Annotated in this window: 18 protein-coding genes and 1 pseudogene; 4 read left to right on the forward strand and 15 right to left on the reverse strand. The window is 64.6% G+C overall.

From position 1 onward, the window contains the following. Positions 1-630 (reverse strand): annotated as a pseudogene (locus tag GTP90_RS31450) (two-component sensor histidine kinase); the annotation flags it as partial. Between the two features lie 3 nt (positions 631-633). Then, positions 634-1,326, reverse strand: coding sequence for a response regulator transcription factor (locus GTP90_RS31455; RefSeq protein WP_161087210.1), 693 nt, complete (start codon positions 1,324-1,326; stop codon positions 634-636). Between the two features lie 206 nt (positions 1,327-1,532). Between GTP90_RS31455 and GTP90_RS31460 the strand changes: the two genes are divergently transcribed. Then, positions 1,533-2,087, forward strand: a complete 555-nt coding sequence (locus GTP90_RS31460; protein WP_161087211.1) for a Spy/CpxP family protein refolding chaperone — start codon at positions 1,533-1,535, stop codon at positions 2,085-2,087. 23 nt (positions 2,088-2,110) lie between these two features. Then, positions 2,111-2,977, forward strand: coding sequence for a dioxygenase family protein (locus GTP90_RS31465; protein ID WP_161087212.1), 867 nt, complete (start codon positions 2,111-2,113; stop codon positions 2,975-2,977). Here GTP90_RS31465 and GTP90_RS31470 read toward each other — a convergent pair whose 3' ends face one another. The 10 genes from GTP90_RS31470 to GTP90_RS31520 all read right to left on the reverse strand — a co-directional run bounded on the left by GTP90_RS31470 (position 2,978) and on the right by GTP90_RS31520 (position 12,916). Beyond that, the gene (locus GTP90_RS31470; RefSeq protein ID WP_254452133.1) at positions 2,978-3,121 is read right to left on the reverse strand and encodes a hypothetical protein; all 144 of its coding nucleotides are present in this window, start codon (positions 3,119-3,121) and stop codon (positions 2,978-2,980) included. It abuts the gene before it with no gap. 95 nt (positions 3,122-3,216) lie between these two features. Continuing rightward, positions 3,217-4,647 carry a DUF1501 domain-containing protein gene (locus GTP90_RS31480; protein WP_161087213.1) on the reverse strand — a complete coding sequence of 477 codons (1,431 nt, stop codon included), beginning with the start codon at positions 4,645-4,647 and terminating at the stop codon, positions 3,217-3,219. A gap of 10 nt (positions 4,648-4,657) precedes the next feature. Then, on the reverse strand, positions 4,658-6,454 hold the full coding sequence (locus GTP90_RS31485) for a DUF1800 domain-containing protein (protein WP_161087214.1): 1,797 nt from the start codon (positions 6,452-6,454) through the stop codon (positions 4,658-4,660). 263 nt (positions 6,455-6,717) lie between these two features. Further along, positions 6,718-8,970 carry an arginine/lysine/ornithine decarboxylase gene (locus GTP90_RS31490; RefSeq protein ID WP_161087215.1) on the reverse strand — a complete coding sequence of 751 codons (2,253 nt, stop codon included), beginning with the start codon at positions 8,968-8,970 and terminating at the stop codon, positions 6,718-6,720. 189 nt (positions 8,971-9,159) lie between these two features. After that, on the reverse strand, positions 9,160-9,780 hold the full coding sequence (locus GTP90_RS31495) for a DUF4337 domain-containing protein (RefSeq protein WP_161087216.1): 621 nt from the start codon (positions 9,778-9,780) through the stop codon (positions 9,160-9,162). Between the two features lie 29 nt (positions 9,781-9,809). Beyond that, entirely contained in the window at positions 9,810-10,301 is a 492-nt protein-coding gene (locus GTP90_RS31500; RefSeq protein WP_161087217.1) for a dihydrofolate reductase, read from the reverse strand. Beyond that, complete coding sequence (yidD, locus tag GTP90_RS31505) at positions 10,298-10,795, reverse strand: membrane protein insertion efficiency factor YidD (protein WP_254452134.1); 498 nt, start codon at positions 10,793-10,795, stop codon at positions 10,298-10,300. Before yidD (GTP90_RS31505) ends, GTP90_RS31500 begins: the two co-directional genes overlap by 4 nt. Continuing rightward, the gene (locus GTP90_RS31510; protein WP_161087218.1) at positions 10,795-11,526 is read right to left on the reverse strand and encodes a hypothetical protein; all 732 of its coding nucleotides are present in this window, start codon (positions 11,524-11,526) and stop codon (positions 10,795-10,797) included. Before GTP90_RS31510 ends, yidD (GTP90_RS31505) begins: the two co-directional genes overlap by 1 nt. Before the next feature lie 60 nt (positions 11,527-11,586). After that, the gene (locus tag GTP90_RS31515) at positions 11,587-12,387 is read right to left on the reverse strand and encodes an anti-sigma factor family protein (RefSeq protein ID WP_161087219.1); all 801 of its coding nucleotides are present in this window, start codon (positions 12,385-12,387) and stop codon (positions 11,587-11,589) included. Continuing rightward, positions 12,377-12,916, reverse strand: a complete 540-nt coding sequence (locus GTP90_RS31520; RefSeq protein WP_161087220.1) for a sigma-70 family RNA polymerase sigma factor — start codon at positions 12,914-12,916, stop codon at positions 12,377-12,379. The genes GTP90_RS31515 and GTP90_RS31520 overlap by 11 nt, the downstream gene beginning before the upstream one ends. 174 nt (positions 12,917-13,090) lie before the next feature. On the opposite strand from GTP90_RS31520, the gene GTP90_RS31525 reads away from it, so the two are divergent. Then, positions 13,091-13,972: a metallophosphoesterase family protein gene (locus tag GTP90_RS31525; protein ID WP_161087221.1), complete on the forward strand. Its 882-nt coding sequence runs from the start codon at positions 13,091-13,093 to the stop codon at positions 13,970-13,972. A 6-nt stretch (positions 13,973-13,978) separates the two neighbouring features. Beyond that, entirely contained in the window at positions 13,979-14,332 is a 354-nt protein-coding gene (locus GTP90_RS31530) for a cupredoxin domain-containing protein (RefSeq protein ID WP_161087222.1), read from the forward strand. 1 nt (position 14,333) lies between these two features. On the opposite strand, the gene yidD (GTP90_RS31535) is transcribed toward GTP90_RS31530, so the two are convergent. The 3 genes from yidD (GTP90_RS31535) to GTP90_RS31545 are packed head-to-tail and all read right to left on the reverse strand — an operon-like array spanning position 14,334 to position 16,431. Further along, positions 14,334-14,768 carry a membrane protein insertion efficiency factor YidD gene (yidD, locus tag GTP90_RS31535; RefSeq protein WP_161087223.1) on the reverse strand — a complete coding sequence of 145 codons (435 nt, stop codon included), beginning with the start codon at positions 14,766-14,768 and terminating at the stop codon, positions 14,334-14,336. Next, the gene (locus GTP90_RS31540) at positions 14,765-15,415 is read right to left on the reverse strand and encodes an alpha/beta fold hydrolase (protein ID WP_254452135.1); all 651 of its coding nucleotides are present in this window, start codon (positions 15,413-15,415) and stop codon (positions 14,765-14,767) included. Before GTP90_RS31540 ends, yidD (GTP90_RS31535) begins: the two co-directional genes overlap by 4 nt. Positions 15,416-15,456: 41 nt before the next feature. Continuing rightward, positions 15,457-16,431 (reverse strand): thymidylate synthase, encoded by a 975-nt coding sequence (locus GTP90_RS31545; RefSeq protein ID WP_161087225.1) that lies wholly within the window; start codon positions 16,429-16,431, stop codon positions 15,457-15,459. Positions 16,432-16,624 lie beyond the last annotated feature (193 nt).

The following is a 16,624-nucleotide window of genomic DNA, read 5'->3' on the forward strand; positions in this document are numbered from 1 at the left end:
GCGGCCGTTGGGCGGCGCATCCGGCGGGGCGCCGGCGCGGCTCGGGTCGAGGCGGAAGTCGGCGCCTGGGGACTGGGCGTAAGCCTGGCCCGGTTGCGTTCCTGGCACTGGGGGCGGGCCTGGCGCCGGACCAAAGCCTGGGCCTTGGCCATGCGGCGTCGGCGGGCCGCCTTGCAGCGCCATCTGCGCGCCACCCAGCCCGGCCATCAGCGGACGGTCGAGATCCATGCCGTGCGATGGTAGAAACAGTATAAATCGTTTGCCTTCCGGGCCCGCCACCTGGCGCACCACGCGGCGCTTGCCTTCCTGCTTGAGCAGCGCATGCGACTCACGCAGCATGGACGGGGTCACCGCACGTCCGAGCAGCTCATGGCCCTGCTTGTCGACCGCGAACACGCGGTGCCGTTCCATATTCTCCAGCAGGCGGCGCAAGGCCTTGACGCCGCCATATTCCAGCGTGGCGGCGGCCGAGTTGATGGCCATCTCGGCCGGTGGGCTGGTGTCCAGGTCTTTCGGCTGGTTGGCCTCCTGATTGTGGTTCCTGAGCCAGACGGCGCCGCCGAGGCCGACGATGGCGGTCAGCTGCGCCAGCAGGATGCAGACGAAAAACTTCCAGAACAGTCGGCCCACGGGCTACTCCTTGATCAGCTGATAGCCCAGGCGGTACACGGTTTGCAGGCAGGAGCGGCCGTCGGCGATGGTGCCGAGCTTGTGCCGCAGGCTGCTCAGGTGGACGTCGATGTTGCGGTCGAAGCGTGCCAGGGGGCGGCCCAGCCCCTGTTCCGACAGGGCGTTCTTGCTGACCGGGCGGCCGGCGTTACGGGCCAGCACTTCGAGCAGGTTGAATTCGGTGCTGGTCAGTTCCAGCTTGTTGCCGGCCCAGGCCGCGCGCCGCTGCTCGGGCCACATCGTCAGCTGGCCGACGGTCAGTGCGGCGGCGGCGCCGTTGTCGAGCGGCGCGCTTTGCGACCGGCGCAGGATGGCGCGGATGCGGGCGGTGAGCTCGCGCGGAGTGCAGGGCTTGGCGACGTAATCGTCCGCGCCCAGCTCGAGGCCGACGATGCGGTCGGTGTCGTCGCCGCGCCCGGTCAGCATCAGGATCGGCAGCTGGCTGTTGGTGCGGATGCGGCGCAGCGTCTCCAGGCCGTTCATGCGCGGCATCATCACGTCCAGGATGGCGATCGCATACTGGCCGGTGAAGGCCTCGGCGGTGCCGGCCTCGCCGTCATGCACCATCTTGACGTCGAAACCTTCCTGTTCCAGGTATTCCTTGAACATGCCCACCAGTTCGATGTCGTCGTCTATCAGCAGTACTTTGCTCTTCATGCCGCGCGCTTCTTTCTATGTCGATGGAGCGATCATAACAGTCCCGCGCGCGCTGCCGGCCGCCTTTTACCCCGTTTTACAACGCCTTGCCCACTGCCAATCCAGTATCAAAACGGCCATCTTTACATCGATTTACCCTCGGTTTACGGCGCTTTACATGGGGCGGCCGGAGAATGGCATCTCCCTACCGACCAAGGATAAACAGAATGAAAACCTCCAAAATCAGCGTCCACAACATCCTGCTTGCCGCCAGCCTGGCGCTGCCGCTGTTGGCTACCGGCGGCGCGGCGCGTGCCGACGACCAGGGCGGCGATGACGGCCACCCTCCGATGATGATGCGGCATGACGGACAACCAGGCCCCGGCCACGATGGTCCGGAACACGGTCCCGGCGGCGGCTTCCATGGTGGCATGCCGCCGTTCGCCGGTCCCGGCATGGGCGGGCGCCCACCGTTCGCGCACGGCGTTGAGTTGAGCGATGCGCAGGAAGACAAGGTATTCGCCATCCTGCACGCGGAGCAGCCGTATCTGCGGGAGCAAGGCAAGGCCGCCGCCAAGGCGCATGAGGCGCTGCGGGCGCTGGGCCGCGCGGAGCAGTACGACGACGCCAAGGCCGCCGCGCTGGCCAGGGAGGCGGCGACCGCGATGGCGAACATCGCCTTGCAGCATGTGCGTACCGAACAGAAGCTGCTGGCGGTGTTGACTCCGGAGCAGCGCAAGAAGCAGGCCGAAGGCGACGCCCGCCGCGCGGCGCGTCCGTAATTTGCGTTGCCCAAGGAGACACGATGCATCCTCACGATGACACCCACGAACACAGCCTGGCGGACGACCTGGGCGCCATGCTGAACCTGGCCAGCGACCGCCGCCAGACCTTGCGCTGGCTGCTGGCCGGCGCCTCGGCGCTGCCGGTGCTAGGCTGCGGCGGCGGCTCATCGGCCGGCGACAGCGCCAGCGCCGGCACGGCCACCACCACGCCGACCACCACCACCACGACCACCACCGGCTCGTGCGCGGTGATCCCCGAGGAGACCGGCGGCCCGTATCCCGGGGACGGCACCAACAGCAACAGCAGCGGCGTGATCAATGTGCTGACGCAGTCGGGCGTGGTGCGCAGCGATATCCGCAGCAGCTTCAACGGCCCGACCGGTGTGGCGGCCGGTGTGCCGCTGACGATCAAGCTGCAGATCGTCAACGCCAACGGCAGCTGCGCGGCGCTGTCCGGCTACGCAGTCTACCTGTGGCATTGCGACCGGGACGGCAACTACTCGCTGTATTCGAACGGCGTCACGGACCAGAACTACCTGCGCGGCGTGCAGGCCAGCGACAGCAACGGCTACGCCACCTTCCAGACCATCTTCCCGGGCTGCTATTCGGGGCGCATGACGCATGTCCACTTCGAGGTCTACCCGACGCTGGCCAAGAGCAGCAGCGCGGCCAACCGCATCAAGACGTCGCAGTTCACCTTCCCGATGGCGACGCTCAACGAGGTCTACGCCAGCACCGGCTACAGCGCCAGCGTGCGCAACCTGGCGCAGATCAGCTATGCCACCGACAACGTCTTCAGCGACGGTTACGCCTTGCAGATGGCCAGCGTCAGCGGCAACGCCACCGACGGCTACGTGGTAACGCTGACGGTGGGCGTGGCGGCGTGATCACAGCGCCTTGGCCACCCAGACGATCAGGGCGGCCGAGGGCACCAGCAGCAGCTGCGGATCGAGCACGCCCGCGTACAGCGAGGCGAACACGCCGCCGGTCCACAGCGCCACCGCGCCCACGTTCAGCAGGGTCACCGACACCGACACGCTGCCGCTGTCGCGCAGGCCGCGCGCACCCCGGCTATCCTCACAGAGTAGGCGAGGGTGCCGATGATGTGGATCACAACGGTCCGGCATCATCCCATAAAGCCGAGGTTGCGGATACTGAAGTTGCCGATATTCGGGAACACGTCGGTCAGCTGCGAGGCCGAGAGGCCGAACCAGCTGGCCAGCGTGGCGCCGTACTGGTCCACCGAGGTGGTCGGCAGCAGCGAACCGGAGCCGACATCGAGATCGTGGCCGATGCCGGTGACCGGCACGCTGCCGTAGATATCCTTGCCCTTGACCGCGCCACCCATGATGAAATGGTGCGAACCCCAGCCGTGGTCGGTGCCGTCGCCGTTGCTGGCGAAGGTGCGGCCGAAGTCGGAGGCGGTGAATAGCGTCACCTGCTTGCGCAGGTCGGCCCCTTGCAGATTCGCCATCGCGCCGTCGAAGTACGCCATTGCGTGGGCCACCCTGGCCAGCAGGTCGGCTTGATTCTGGGCCTGGAAATCGTGGGTGTCGAAGCCGGCCAGGCTGACATAAAACACCTGGCGTTTGGTGCCCAGCGCATCGCGGCTGGCGATCACTCGGGCGACGGTCTGCAGCTGGACCGCCAGCGGATTGACTGCGGCCACGCCGGTGTTCGGATTGATGTAGGGCAGCGGGGCGGCGACCGCGCCGATGCCCGCCAATGCACCGCTCAGTGTGGCCTGGGAGCTGATCGCCCGTGCGGTGACGGCCGCGTGTTCCTTCAGGAACGGGTCGGAGGAATCGGCGGTCACGATCTGGCTCAATGGATTGGCGGAGGCCGGCGCGCCAAACAGGGCGCCGCCCAGATTGTGGATGGCGGGCGTCGAGCTGCCGCTGAACTGGTACTGGCGCACCGTGCGCCCGCTGAGAAACAGGGCATTGCCGGCGGTGGAGATGCCGGTGAACGCTGCATTGCCGTTCGCGCTGGCCACGATGTCGCCGAGCCGGCCGCCCCAGCCTGCGCCGGCTGCCTGCTCCGTGTGCGAGGATTGCCACATGGCCTGTTGGTCGTTGTGCGAAAACAAGCGGGGCGGCACGGCCACGCTGCGCGCCTTGTACTGCGCCAGGGTGGTCGGTTGCACCAGCGTGCCAACGTTGGCCAGCACAGCGACGCGTCCGTCGTCGAACAACTCCTTCAGCGGCCGCAGGGAGGGGTGCAGCGCGAACGTCCGTCCGGCCTGCGGCGAATTCGGCACGATGGGCAGCACGCCGCCCACCGCGCCGACCGCTGGCAGGGCGATGGAGCCGCTGCCGGTGGTGGCCCGCAGGCGGCGGTATTCGCTCCACGAACCGCTGTCCGTGGCCAGCAGGGTGTTGAAATGGTCGTTGCCGCCGGTGAGGAACAGGCAGACTAGCGCTTTGTAGTCGGTGGCGCCGGCCGCTGCGGCGTTGCCCATGGCGGCCAGGTTCAAGGTGAACGGCACGGTGCTGCCGCCGGCGAGCGCCAGCATTTTTCCGAGAAAATGGCGGCGGGAGGAGATGTCGGGATGCATTGGGGTTTCCTTAGTGTTGCGCCAGATATTCAGGGGATGCCATGGTCAGATAGATGGCCAGATAAACGCGGTTTTTGCGTGCCGCTGTCAGCTGCGCGGCATTGTTGCCTGTCGCAGCCGGAAGGGGCACGCTGTTGAGCGCGCTGATAATCTGATTGCGCAAGGTGGACGACATGGCGCCGTTCGTCAGCAGCAGGTTGATCCTGTCCATCAGCTGCGCCGGCTGCGCCGCGAGGGCCAGCTCGGCGCTGTAGTCAGCCTTGATATCGTGTAGCACGCCAGTGCCCTGGGGAATGGCGTACTGCATATAGTTCAGATAGCCGGTGACGGAAGGCTCGGCGGTGATTTGCATTTCCGGCGCCACCAGGCCGCGCGCCGACAAGGTGGTGTTGGGCGGGCTATAGGAAGGGCGGAAGAAATTGAACACGGATGGCGAACGCAGCGGCGTCTGCCCGAGCCCGGTGAGCGGGTCGTCCAGCGAAGCAAACTGGAAACGGCCGGAAGCCGCCTTGGCGTTGAACGCCCGCATCCAATTCGTCAGGCGCAGCACGGGTTCGCGCAGTTTTTTTGCGCTGCCGTTGTCGACGGCCTCGGGATCGAGCAGCACCGCCCGGATGACGGCGCGCATGTCGCCGCGCACGCCGTTGCCGTTATTGGCAAACGCCGCCGCGACGCGGCCGATGTAGGCCGGGCTCGGATTGCTGCCGACCAGGCGCTGGATTAATTGCCGGCCGATGAAAGGGCCCACATTCGGGTGCTGGAACAGGGTGTCGAGCGCGGTTTTCAGGTCGGATTCGCCGCTGCCCCCGCTGACCTGCGTGCCCAGGAAGCTCTTGGTCGAGCTGGAGTGAAACACCGGATAATTCTGCATCGGCGTCCAGTCGCGGGCCGGATCGGCGACGGAGCCGAAGAAGCGATTCTGCGACTTGTCCGGGCCGGCCCAGCTCCAGCCGGTAAACACTTTGGCCAATCCGGCGACGTCGTCATGGGTGTAGGTTTCTATTGGCTTGCCGTCATTGAGCTTCTGGCTGCCATCGGAATTCAGCTGATACAGCCCGATGCTCATCAGTTGCATGATTTCCCGGGCGAAGTTTTCGTCGGGGACGCGGGCGCCGTTTTCCTTTTGATTGTGCAGATGGCTCAGGTAGATGCCCATCATCGGGTGCAGCGCCACGCCCTGCAGCAGATCGCGGAAGTTGCCGAAGGCGTGCTGGCCCAGCATGTCATAGTAGCTGGCCACGCCCGCCGCATGCCGGGGCAGGTTCTCGTCGACCAGGGAGATCACAAAGATCTGCGAGAGGGCGAAGGTCACGCGCTGGCGTAACTGGTCGTCACCGGTCGCAGCCTGCTTCCAGAATGATTCAAACATATCGTTCTGCGTTAGTGCCGTGCCAGCGGGCAGCGAGCTCGCCAGGCTCTGCAAGTAGTTGCGATGCAGCGTCTGCGGTTTGCTCAACTGGCTGTTGATCCAATTTGTCCTGGTGCTCCCGGTGAGCGCGGCGATCTCGGCCGCGGTCGGGCCGAAGGTAGCCTGAGCCAGGAAATGCGAGGCGGCTGTCGCCGTCAGCGGCGCGACGGCAGGCCCGGACGGCTGCGGCGCATCCGGCATGGCCGGCGTGAGCGGTGCGCTGGGCCCGTCGCGGAGGCGGCCTGCTCCCGATTTTGCTCCGCTGCTGATGGGGCCGCTGGACGACGTGCGGTCTCCCGTATCGGTGGGGCCGCTGCTTCCGCTTCCGCCGCCGCCGCACGCCACAGTTCCCAAGGCCAGTATCAGCCCGATTGTCAATTTCACAGATGTGAGCTTCATACCTTACCTTCTGGAATTTCAAACCCGCGATTGTAGAAGAGTCCGACTTTCAAGAGAAAACTGTTTTCAATTCCGCGCGGCAATTGTCAGTATTTGGCAGATTTAGAAAGGAGTTGGGCTGATATTGAGCGAACTTACCAACAAAAAAATTATAATTCCATTTGGAAACGCGTTGTTTTTCGTAATTTGGCGAGGTTGGACGTAAAAAACCGCCGGTCCTGAACGCATTCAGGACCGGCGGCTTCTTTACTGTGCGGCAGGTATTATTGTTTGACGCAATCGACGAAGTAGCCGCGCTTGCCGTCCACTTCGCGCTTGACCAGGCCGTGCACGTCGGTCTCGAAGCCGGGGAAGCGCTCGTTGAAGTCGCGCGCGAAGCGCAGGTAGTCGACGATGGTCTTGTTGAAGCGTTCGCCCGGGATCAGCAGCGGAATGCCCGGCGGATACGGCGTCAGCAGGATGGAGGTGATGCGGCCTTCCAGCTCGTCGATGGCGACGCGCTCGATCTCGCGGTGCGCCATCTTGGCGAACGCGTCCGACGGCTTCATGGCCGGGATCATGTCCGACAGGTACATCTCGGTGGTCAGGCGCGCCACGTCGTAGGCCTTGTAGAAATCGTGGATCTGCTGGCACAGGTCGCGCAAGCCCATTTTTTCGTAGGTCGGGTTGGCGGCCGCGAACTCGGGCAGGATGCGCCACATCGGCTGGTTCTTGTCGTAGTCGTCCTTGAACTGCTGCAGCGCGGTCAGCAGCGTGTTCCAGCGGCCCTTGGTGATGCCGATGGTGAACATGATGAAGAACGAGTACAGGCCGCATTTCTCGATGATCACGCCGTGCTCGGCCAGGTACTTGGTGACGATGGAGGCCGGAATGCCGGTCTCGGCGAACTGGCCGTCCAGCGACAGGCCAGGGTTGACGATGGTGGCCTTGATCGGGTCCAGCATGTTGAAGTTCGGCGCCAGCTTGCCGAAGCCGTGCCAGTCGTCCTCGGCCTTGATGATCCAGTCTTCCTGCGAACCGATGCCTTCCTCGGCGAACTCCTGCGGGCCCCACACTTGGAACCACCAGTCCTTGCCCCATTCCTGGTCGATCTTCTTCATCGCGCGGCGGAAGTCCAGCGCTTCGAGGATCGATTCCTCCACCAGTGCGGTGCCGCCGGGCGCTTCCATCATGGCCGCGGCCACGTCGCACGAGGCGATGATCGAGTACTGCGGCGAGGTCGAGGTGTGCATCAGGTACGCCTCGTTGAAGGCGTCGCGGTCCAGCTTGACCGATTCCGATTCGCGCACCAGCACCTGCGAGGCCTGCGACAGGCCGGCCAGCAGCTTGTGGGTGGACTGGGTCGAGAAGATCATCGACTCCTTGGCGCGCGGACGGTCCTTGCCGATCGCGTGCATGTTCTTGTAGAAATCGTGGAAGGTGGCGTGCGGCAGCCAGGCTTCGTCGAAGTGCAGGGTGTCGATCTGGCCGTCGAGCATCTCGCGCAGCGTTTCCACGTTGTAGACCACGCCGTCGTAGGTCGACTGGGTGATGGTCAGGATGCGCGGCTTCTTGTTCTTCGCTTCGCGCGCGAACGGGTTGGCCTCGATCTTGCGCTGGATGCTCTCCATCGTGAACTCTTCCAGCGGAATCGGACCGATGATACCCAGGTGGTTACGGGTCGGCATCAGGAACACCGGGATCGCACCGCACATGATGATCGAGTGCAGGATGGACTTGTGGCAGTTGCGGTCGACCACGACGATGTCGCCCGGCGCCACGGTCGAGTGCCAGACCATCTTGTTCGAGGTCGAGGTGCCGTTGGTGACGAAGTAGCAGTGGTCGGCGTTGAAGATGCGGGCGGCGTTGCGCTCGGACGCGGCCACCGGGCCGGTGTGGTCCAGCAGCTGGCCCAGCTCTTCGACCGCGTTGCAGACGTCGGCGCGCAGCATGTTCTCACCGAAGAACTGGTGGAACATCTGGCCGATCGGCGACTTCAGGAAGGCCACGCCGCCCGAGTGGCCGGGGCAGTGCCACGAGTACGAGCCGTCGTTGGCGTAGTGGACCAGCGCGCGGAAGAACGGCGGCGACAGGCCGTCCAGGTAGGACTTGGCTTCGCGGATGATGTGGCGCGCCACGAACTCCGGCGTGTCCTCGAACATGTGGATGAAGCCGTGCAGCTCGCGCAGGATATCGTTGGGGATGTGGCGCGACGTGCGGGTTTCGCCGTACAGGTAGATCGGGATGTCGGCGTTCTTGTAGCGGATTTCCTCGACGAAGGCGCGCAGCGACTTCAGCGCGGTGTCGGTCTCCTCGACCGAGCCGCCGCCGAATTCCTCATCGTCGATCGACAGCACGAAGGCCGACGCGCGCGATTGCTGCTGGGCGAACTGGGACAGGTCGCCGTAGCTGGTCACGCCCACCACTTCCATGCCTTCTTTTTCCATGGCGTCGGCCAGGGCGCGAATGCCCAGGCCGGACGTGTTCTCGGAACGGAAATCCTCGTCGATAATGACGATGGGGAAACGAAATTTCATGCATGTCTCCAAAAAAGCAAGCCGCCCCTGACTTGTGTGGAGGGGCGGACTAGGGCGCGACCGCCTGTTGAGCAGCCGCAGAAAAAAAATAAGAACGGGATTCTCGCAGAAATGGGGCCGCTGCGGGAAAAAAATATTGCAAAAATCCAGACAAGATTGCCGCAATACTATGACGTCGGTATTACATGCTTAATGTCCGGCCGCGCCGCCGCCCAGTTTGGCCAGCATCTGGCCGACCGGATCGACGTGGAACCAGGCAAACGCGCCCAGCGCGATGCCGACGCCGGCCACGCCGTAGGCCAGGCCCATCATCCATTTTTTGCGGGTCAGCAGGGTGATGGCGGCCAGCGAGATGGCGATCTGCTCGGCGGTGGTGGCCAGCGCCCACTGGTGGTGCTCGTGCATGGCCTCGTCCGACTTGTGGTTCCACTCTTTAGAGGATTCCTCCCACTTCTCGGCTTCCTTCTTGATGTCTTCTTTTTCCGACTTGTAGCGGGCCATGTCGGCCTCGTACTTCTTCGGATCGATGCCCGGCAGCGACATGGCCAGCTCGGCCAGGTTCTGCTTGCTGGACTTGGCCTGGTAGTAGTTCCAGCTGTTGGCGGCCTGGGTTTTGTCGATGGCCGCGTTGTTCTTGAACAGGGCCGCGTCGTTCTGCGTGGCGCCGCCCAGGTAGCCGAAGGTGGCGCCCACCGTGGCCAGGATCGCCGTCATGACGGCAATATTGTTCGAAAAGCCATCGCTGCCGTGGGCTGCGTGTTCGACCGCGTGATCGTGCGGTCCGTGTACGTGAAAACCGTCGCCTGACATGTTCTTTTATTCCTTGATGGGGTTGATGATCAAACTGCCGCCTTGCGGCGCAGTGTAACAAAAGCGTATTGCAAATCGGCTGTGGCCGATGCGTGCTGTTCGCGGGCGGTTTCTTCCCAGGCGCCGGCTTCCAGCTCGGGGAAGAAGGCGTCGCATTCGAAGGTGCGGGCGATCTCGGTGATTATCAACTGGTCGGCCAGCTGCATCGACTGTTTGTAGATCTCGGCGCCGCCGATGACGAAGCCGGGCGCGCCGTCCAGCAGGGCCAGCGCCGCCTCGACCGAGTTGACCGCCTCCACGCCGTCATGCCGCCAGTCCGCGTTGCGGGTGATGACGATGTTGCGGCGGTTGGGCAGCGGGCGGCCGATGGAATCGAAGGTCTTGCGGCCCATGATGATGGCGTGGCCGGTGGTCACGCGCTTGAAATGCGCCAGGTCCTCCGGCAGCTTCCACGGCAGGGTGTTGTTGATGCCGATGCCGCGCTGGGCGTCCATGGCGACGATGATGGTCAGTGTGCTCATTTGTCGGTGCTATCCGGTGCTGAAGGTGCGGAGCCGACATTATCGTTCAATTTGGGCTTTTTCGGCGTGGCCGATTTCTTGCGGCGCGCGCGGCGCGGCGTGTTGCCGGGGTAGTTGTCGTCGTCCTCGGTCGGCGAGGTGTTGTAGCGCCACGAGCAGCAGCGTGCGTCGCGCGCCCAGCCGGTGAAGAAGTCGCAGCCGAATTCGAACACCTCGCCCCAGCTGCAAAAGCCGGCTTGCAGGCGGTGGCGCGCGCTCAGCGCCGGGCGCTGGATGGCTTGAGGGTGGCGGTGGTGCAGGTGGCCGCAATCCTCCATGCGCCGCTTCAACAGCAGCAGGCCGGCCGCCACGCCATGCCGGCCGATGGCGCGCTTGCCGTACTGCGAGCAGCTGTCGCGGCCCGTGTGCACGCGGAATGCGCAGCTGAAACCCTTCAGCGGCGACAGATAGCGTTGATAGGCCGCGATGGCGGCGAGGGTGGCGCGCTTCATCATCAGGGATTGTATTCGGACTCGATCTTCGCGTATTCGCCGGTCGGGTCCTCAAAGATCTTGCCGTTCCAGTGGAAAATGATGGTGCGCTCCGGCTGCTTCTCCACCTTGACCCGGTAGATGATGGCCGGCTGGCCGTCACGCATGGTTTCCTCGACGGTGGCCTTGAGTTTTTGCGGCGGCGGGCCGTTGCCGTCTTCGCGGTCACGTTCGACGATGACCTGGATCAGCTCCCGTAGCGTGTCGCCTTCAATGCGGTACATCATGTAGTGGCCCAGCATGCCTTCGCCGCGGCTCAGCATTTGCGTGCCTTTGCAGACGATCTGCTCGCGCACATCGCCAGGTATCAGTGACCTGAGCGAGAAGGTATGGCCAGGTGCGAACGTGTTGTCGGAAATCGGGCTGGCCTCGCTGCCGTGCAGCGATTGGACCTTGTCGATCGCCTGACCATTTTCCATGGTGATGGACAGATAGCGGACGGTTTCTATCGGTGGCGCGGTCACCTCCAGCTGGAAGTCTTTGCCCTTCAGCGTCTGGGTGACTTCCATGCCATCGGCCGGCGGTTCTTCGGCGGCGGGCGTGGTCACTGGCGGCGCCTTCAGGCCAACCGGCGCCTCGGCCACGACCCGTGGAGTGGGCGCTACGGGGGCCTCGGCGTGACGGCGGTTGGCCGCCAATACCACCACTGCGACTGCGGCCAGCGCGCCGGCGGATCCTATCAATTTCTTGTTCATGCCTTAATGTGGTTGAATAAACAAGCCACAATACCATGCCGCAGCGAAAAGTCGTGTCCTTTACTGTGCGTCCGCCTGTGCCACTTTCTGGCGCAGCAGCGCGGCGAATTGTGCCAGGTCCTGCGGATTGATGTCCGACACGGCTGAATAGCGCATGCCGTCCTGCGTCCAGCGCAGCAGGTGGAAGCCTTGGCGCATGCCCGCTTGCGGCGTGCTGGCGTGGCCGCTGGCGTCCGGCCAGATGTACAGGTTGACGATGTGCAGCCGGTGGCGGTAGGCTAGCGCCGCCACGGGCCGCTGTTGGAGATAGTCCAAACGGCCGCCGATCAAGGCGTAGCCTTGCGCGGCCAGGTCGTACACGGGCGGCGAGTAATCCAGCTTGCCGGCGAACCAGGGCTTGACGGTGTGCTGGTCGGTCGAGGCCACGTCGGCCAGGTGGTCGGGCATCAGCGAGCGGAAATGGCTGGCCACGAGTTCCTGCTCGATGCGCTCGTCGGCGTTGGGTTGTCGCAGGTACAGCGTCAGCGTTACGGCAAAGGCGGCCGTCATGGCGCCCGCCAGGCCAAGGTTGATCCATGCCCACGGCCACACGCGTGACGAGGTGCGCGGCGGTGTGCGCGGTGCCGGCGTGTCCGCAGGCTCGGCCCGCAGCGCGGCGTGGATGCGGTGTTTCAGATACTCCGGCGCGGCATGGCGCTGTGCCTCGGCGGCGACCCGGCCGCGCAGCGCCTCCAGCTGCGCCAGCGCTTCGACGCACTCGCCGCAGCCGGCCAAATGCGCCTCCACCTGTGCGCGGCCGGCCGCATCGAGTTCGGCATCCAGGTACGCCGACAGCTTTTCCTGGCTGTGCTTAGATTCCATGCTGCTCTCCGTGCTTCAGATAGGCCAGCAGCTGCTTGCGCGCGCGGGCCAGCCGCGACATCACCGTGCCGATCGGCGTTTCGGTCACCTCCGCGATCTGCTTGTACGACAGATCGTCCATCTCCTTCAACACCAGCACCTCGCGAAACGCCCGTGGCAGCTGGGCCAGCGCGGCGTTGACGGTGCGGCCCGTGTCGCGGCTGGCGGCGATGGCGGCCGGATCGGCGCTGTCATCTTCGTCACCATGCAGCGCCTCGTCGAAGCTCACATCGCCGCGCTGTGCCTGGCCGTCGCGCAGCGTGCTGTAGTAGGTGTGGCGGACGATGGTCAGCAGCCAGGCGCGCACGTCGCCACCGCGAAAGCCATCGGCAAAGCGGAAGGCGCGCAGATAGGCGCTTTGCACCAGATCGTCGGCGTCGTGCTGGTTGCGGGTCAGCCAGCGGGCCAGGTTGTAGGCCGCGTCCAGATGCGGCATGGCCATCGCCTCGAACCGTGCGGTTTTGTCGTCGTCGCCCAAATACTTATCCATTGCAGTGGTCCAGTGGATGAAGACTCCGTCCGGTGCGGATTTATTCCCGGTTCAGAAATAAAAAAAATATCGGGAATATCCAGGCCTAGCTTCGGGTTTTAGCCGGTACGACCGGTGCCCGCCGATTATGCCATGGCGCGGCGCCGGCTTTTCAATCACACAACGGAGTTCATCATGATCGATCGCAGAGGATTTTTAAGGCTGGGCGCAGTGGGCGGCGGCGCCGTCTTCATGTCCGGCTTGTACGGCAAGGCGATGGCGGCAGCCGGCTACGAGGACTTCTACTTCGTCCAGCTGTCCGATTCGCACTGGGGCTACAAGGGGCCGGCCAACCCGGAGGCGCAGAACACGCTGCGGCAGGCGGTGGAGAGCGTCAACGCGCTGGCGGTCCCGCCGGACTTCATCGTCTTCACCGGCGACCTGACGCACACCACCGACGACGCGGCCGAACGCCGCCGCCGCATGGGGGAGTTCAAGCAGATCGTCGGCGGCTTGAAGGTCAAGGATGTGCATTTTCTGGCGGGAGAGCATGACGCTTCGCTCGACAATGGCGCGGCGTTCCACGAGTTCTTCGGTCCATCGAACTACAGCTTCGATCATAAAGGCGTGCACTTCATCGCCATCGACAACGTCTCCGATCCCGGCGCGCGCATCGGCGAGGCGCAGCTGGCGTGGCTGAAGGCGGACCTGGACAAGCAGGCAAAGGACGCGCGCATCGTCGTGCTGACGCACCGGCCGCTGTTCGACCTGGCGCCGAAATGGGACTGGGCCACGCGCGACGGCGAGCAGGCGATGGCGCTGCTGATGCCGTATTCGAACGTCACGGTGTTCTATGGCCATATCCACCAGGAGAACCACCACATGAGCGGCCACATTGCGCACCACGCGGCCAAGTCGTTGATCTTCCCGCTGCCGGCGCCCGGTTCGCAGGACAAACGCACGCCGCTGCCGTGGGACCCGTCGGCGCCCGGCAAGGGCCTGGGCTTCCGCGAAGTGGAGGCGGAGTCCAAGCCCGTGGCCTATCAAATCACCGAATTCCCTGCAATGAAAGGATGAACCATCATGTTGAGCAAACGTAGATTGCTGATGTGTGCCCCGTTGGCGCTGGTGGCCCTTGGCGCGGTGCAGGCCAAGGCCAAGGAACGCGTGATCAAGATCGAAGCGCGCAAATTCCGCTTCGCGCCGAACGTGATCGAATTGAAGAAGGGCGAGGCGGTGGTGCTGGAGCTAACGGCGTTGGACTTCCCCCACGGCTTCAGTGTGCCGGACCTTAAGATCCGCGCCGATCTGGTGATGGGCAAGCCGGTGCAGGTGAAACTCAAGCCGGAGACCGCCGGGCAGTTCGGCTTCTTGTGCGATAACTTCTGCGGCAGCGGCCACGAGGAAATGGCCGGCACGATCATCGTCAAGGCCTGAGCTACTCCAGTCCTTGAGTGGGATTGATGCGAACATACGGATCCTGCTTCTTGCGGCTGCGCCAGCGGTCGCCGCAACCGCGCGTGTCGCAATTGGCGATGTCACCCAGGCATGAGGCGACATCGCAGGCGTCGCCGGCGCAGGACAGGTCTGGCAGGTCGCAGGACAGGTCGCAAAAGCCTGCCTGTGCGCGGTGGCGCGCGCTCATGGCGCGCATCGCCTGCGGGCGATGTTGGCGATGCACCTCGCCGCATGCATTCATGCGCCGGTTCAGCAGCATCAGGCCGAGGACCAGGCCATGCCTGGCGATGACGCGCTGGCCGTAGGCGGAGCAGCTATCCCGCCCCGTATAGACGCGGAACGCGCAGGAGAAACCCTTTAACCGCGACAGGTGGCGTCGATAGAACGCGATGGCGGCGAGGGCTAGTCGTTTCATGCGGCGCGTTGGAAGGCCAGTATGTCGGCGGCCAGCGGCTGCGGGGCTTCCAGCGGGATCATGTGCCCGGTGCCGTCGTGGATGGTCAGGCGGGCGTCGGGCAGGTGGCGCTGCATTTCGCGCAGGTCGGCAGGATCGACCAGCTGGTCGCCGGCGGCGCCGACGATCAGCACCGGGCATTTGATTTCGGCCAGCCGCTCCATCAGGTCCGGCCGCTCCATCGACGCGGTGAACTGTGCCAGCAGCACATCCTTGCCCAGGTCCAGCGCCATTTGCTGGATGATATCGATGATGGACTGGTCGCCCAGGTGCGATTCATGCAGCAGCTCGCGCAGGCGCATGCGCGTCATGCCGGTGTAGGCGCTGCTCTTCAACATGGGGATGATGCGGCGGCGGGTCTGTTTTTCGTTTTCGCTCAGGCCGCGCGCGGAGTTCGCGATCAGCACCAGCGATTGCACGCGCTCGGGATGCAGCAGCGCGTACTCGATGGCGAGGTAGGCGCCCAGCGAGAACGCCACCAGATGCGCCGACGGTGCGCTGTGCGCCGCGATCACCTCGTGCATCTGCTGGCGCGTCTGCGCCTGATGCAGCGGGACGTAGTTGAACTCGAAGCCGCCGCCCAGCAACGGCGTCAAACGGGACCACATCCTTTCGTCACAGAGCGTGCCGGGGATGAAGTCCAGCCGCGTCATACCGCCATCGGCGCCGTGATCGGCGCGTGGTGCTGGTAACCTTCCAGCGAGAAGTCCGACGGCTCGACCTTTTCCAGCCACTCCGGTTCGTACTTGCCGGTCTTGGCGAAGTCCGGCACGCGGTCGGAGATGCGGAACTGCGGCGCCGGGAACGGCGCGCGGGTCAGCTGCTCCTTGACCATGTCCATGTGGTTCTCGTAGATGTGGGCATCGCCGATGAAGTAGGTGAACCAGCGCGGCGTGTAGCCGGTCAGGCGGCCGACCAGGTGCATCAGCGCGGCGCCTTCTGCGAGATTGAATGGCGTACCCAAACCCAGGTCGTTCGAGCGGACGTAGAGGCACATCGACAGCTCGCGCGTGGCCGGATTCGGAATGAACTGGTACAGCAGATGGCAGGCCGGCAGGGCGACGGCGTCCAGCACGGCCGGGTTCCAGCCGTGGAACAGGATGCGGCGGCTGCCAGGATTGTTGACGATGGTGTCCAGGCATTCGCGCAGCTGGTCGATCGACTTGTGCAGCAGGACCTTGGTCACGCCTTCATCCTCGATCTGCGAGATCAGGCGGAAGCCGTTCTTTTGCGCGTCGGCGATCTGCGCCGGCTGGTCGATGGCGATCAGCTTGAAGCCTGGCCATTGGCGCCATTGGACGCCGTAGACCGGGCCCAGGTCATCCTCGCCGAGGCGGTAGGGATTGTCCAGCCACTGCTTGTTTTCGTTGGCGTTCTGATCCCAGACTTTACAACCCAGCGCGCGGAAGTCGGCGGCGCTGCTGGATGCGCGCAGGAAGGCGCATAACTCGCCAACCACGGATTTGAATGCCAGTTTTTTGGTCGTCACGGCCGGGAAACCGCCGTTCAGCAGGTCGAAGCGCATCATTGCGCCCGGCACGCTCAGGGTGCGGATGCCGGTGCGGTTGTCTTGCCAGCTACCCGTATCGAGGACGGTCTGGATCAGTTCCTGGTATTGCTGCATTCAATTCTCCAACGTGGTGCGCGGGCCGCGACGGCCCGGAAAGGTCGCTATTTTATCAGGCGGCGCGCATGGCCGCCCCGGCGTCAGCGTGGGCCCGGCTTGGATTTGCGGCCGCCCGGCTGCGCCGTGGCCTTGCCTGCGGCCCGCGCCAGCGACTTGGCGCCACGCCCGCCGGTGACCACGACCGCACCCT

Origin of the sequence: Duganella vulcania (assembly GCF_009857655.1) — a bacterium.
GTDB classification, from domain to species: Bacteria; Pseudomonadota; Gammaproteobacteria; order Burkholderiales; family Burkholderiaceae_D; genus Rugamonas; species Rugamonas vulcania.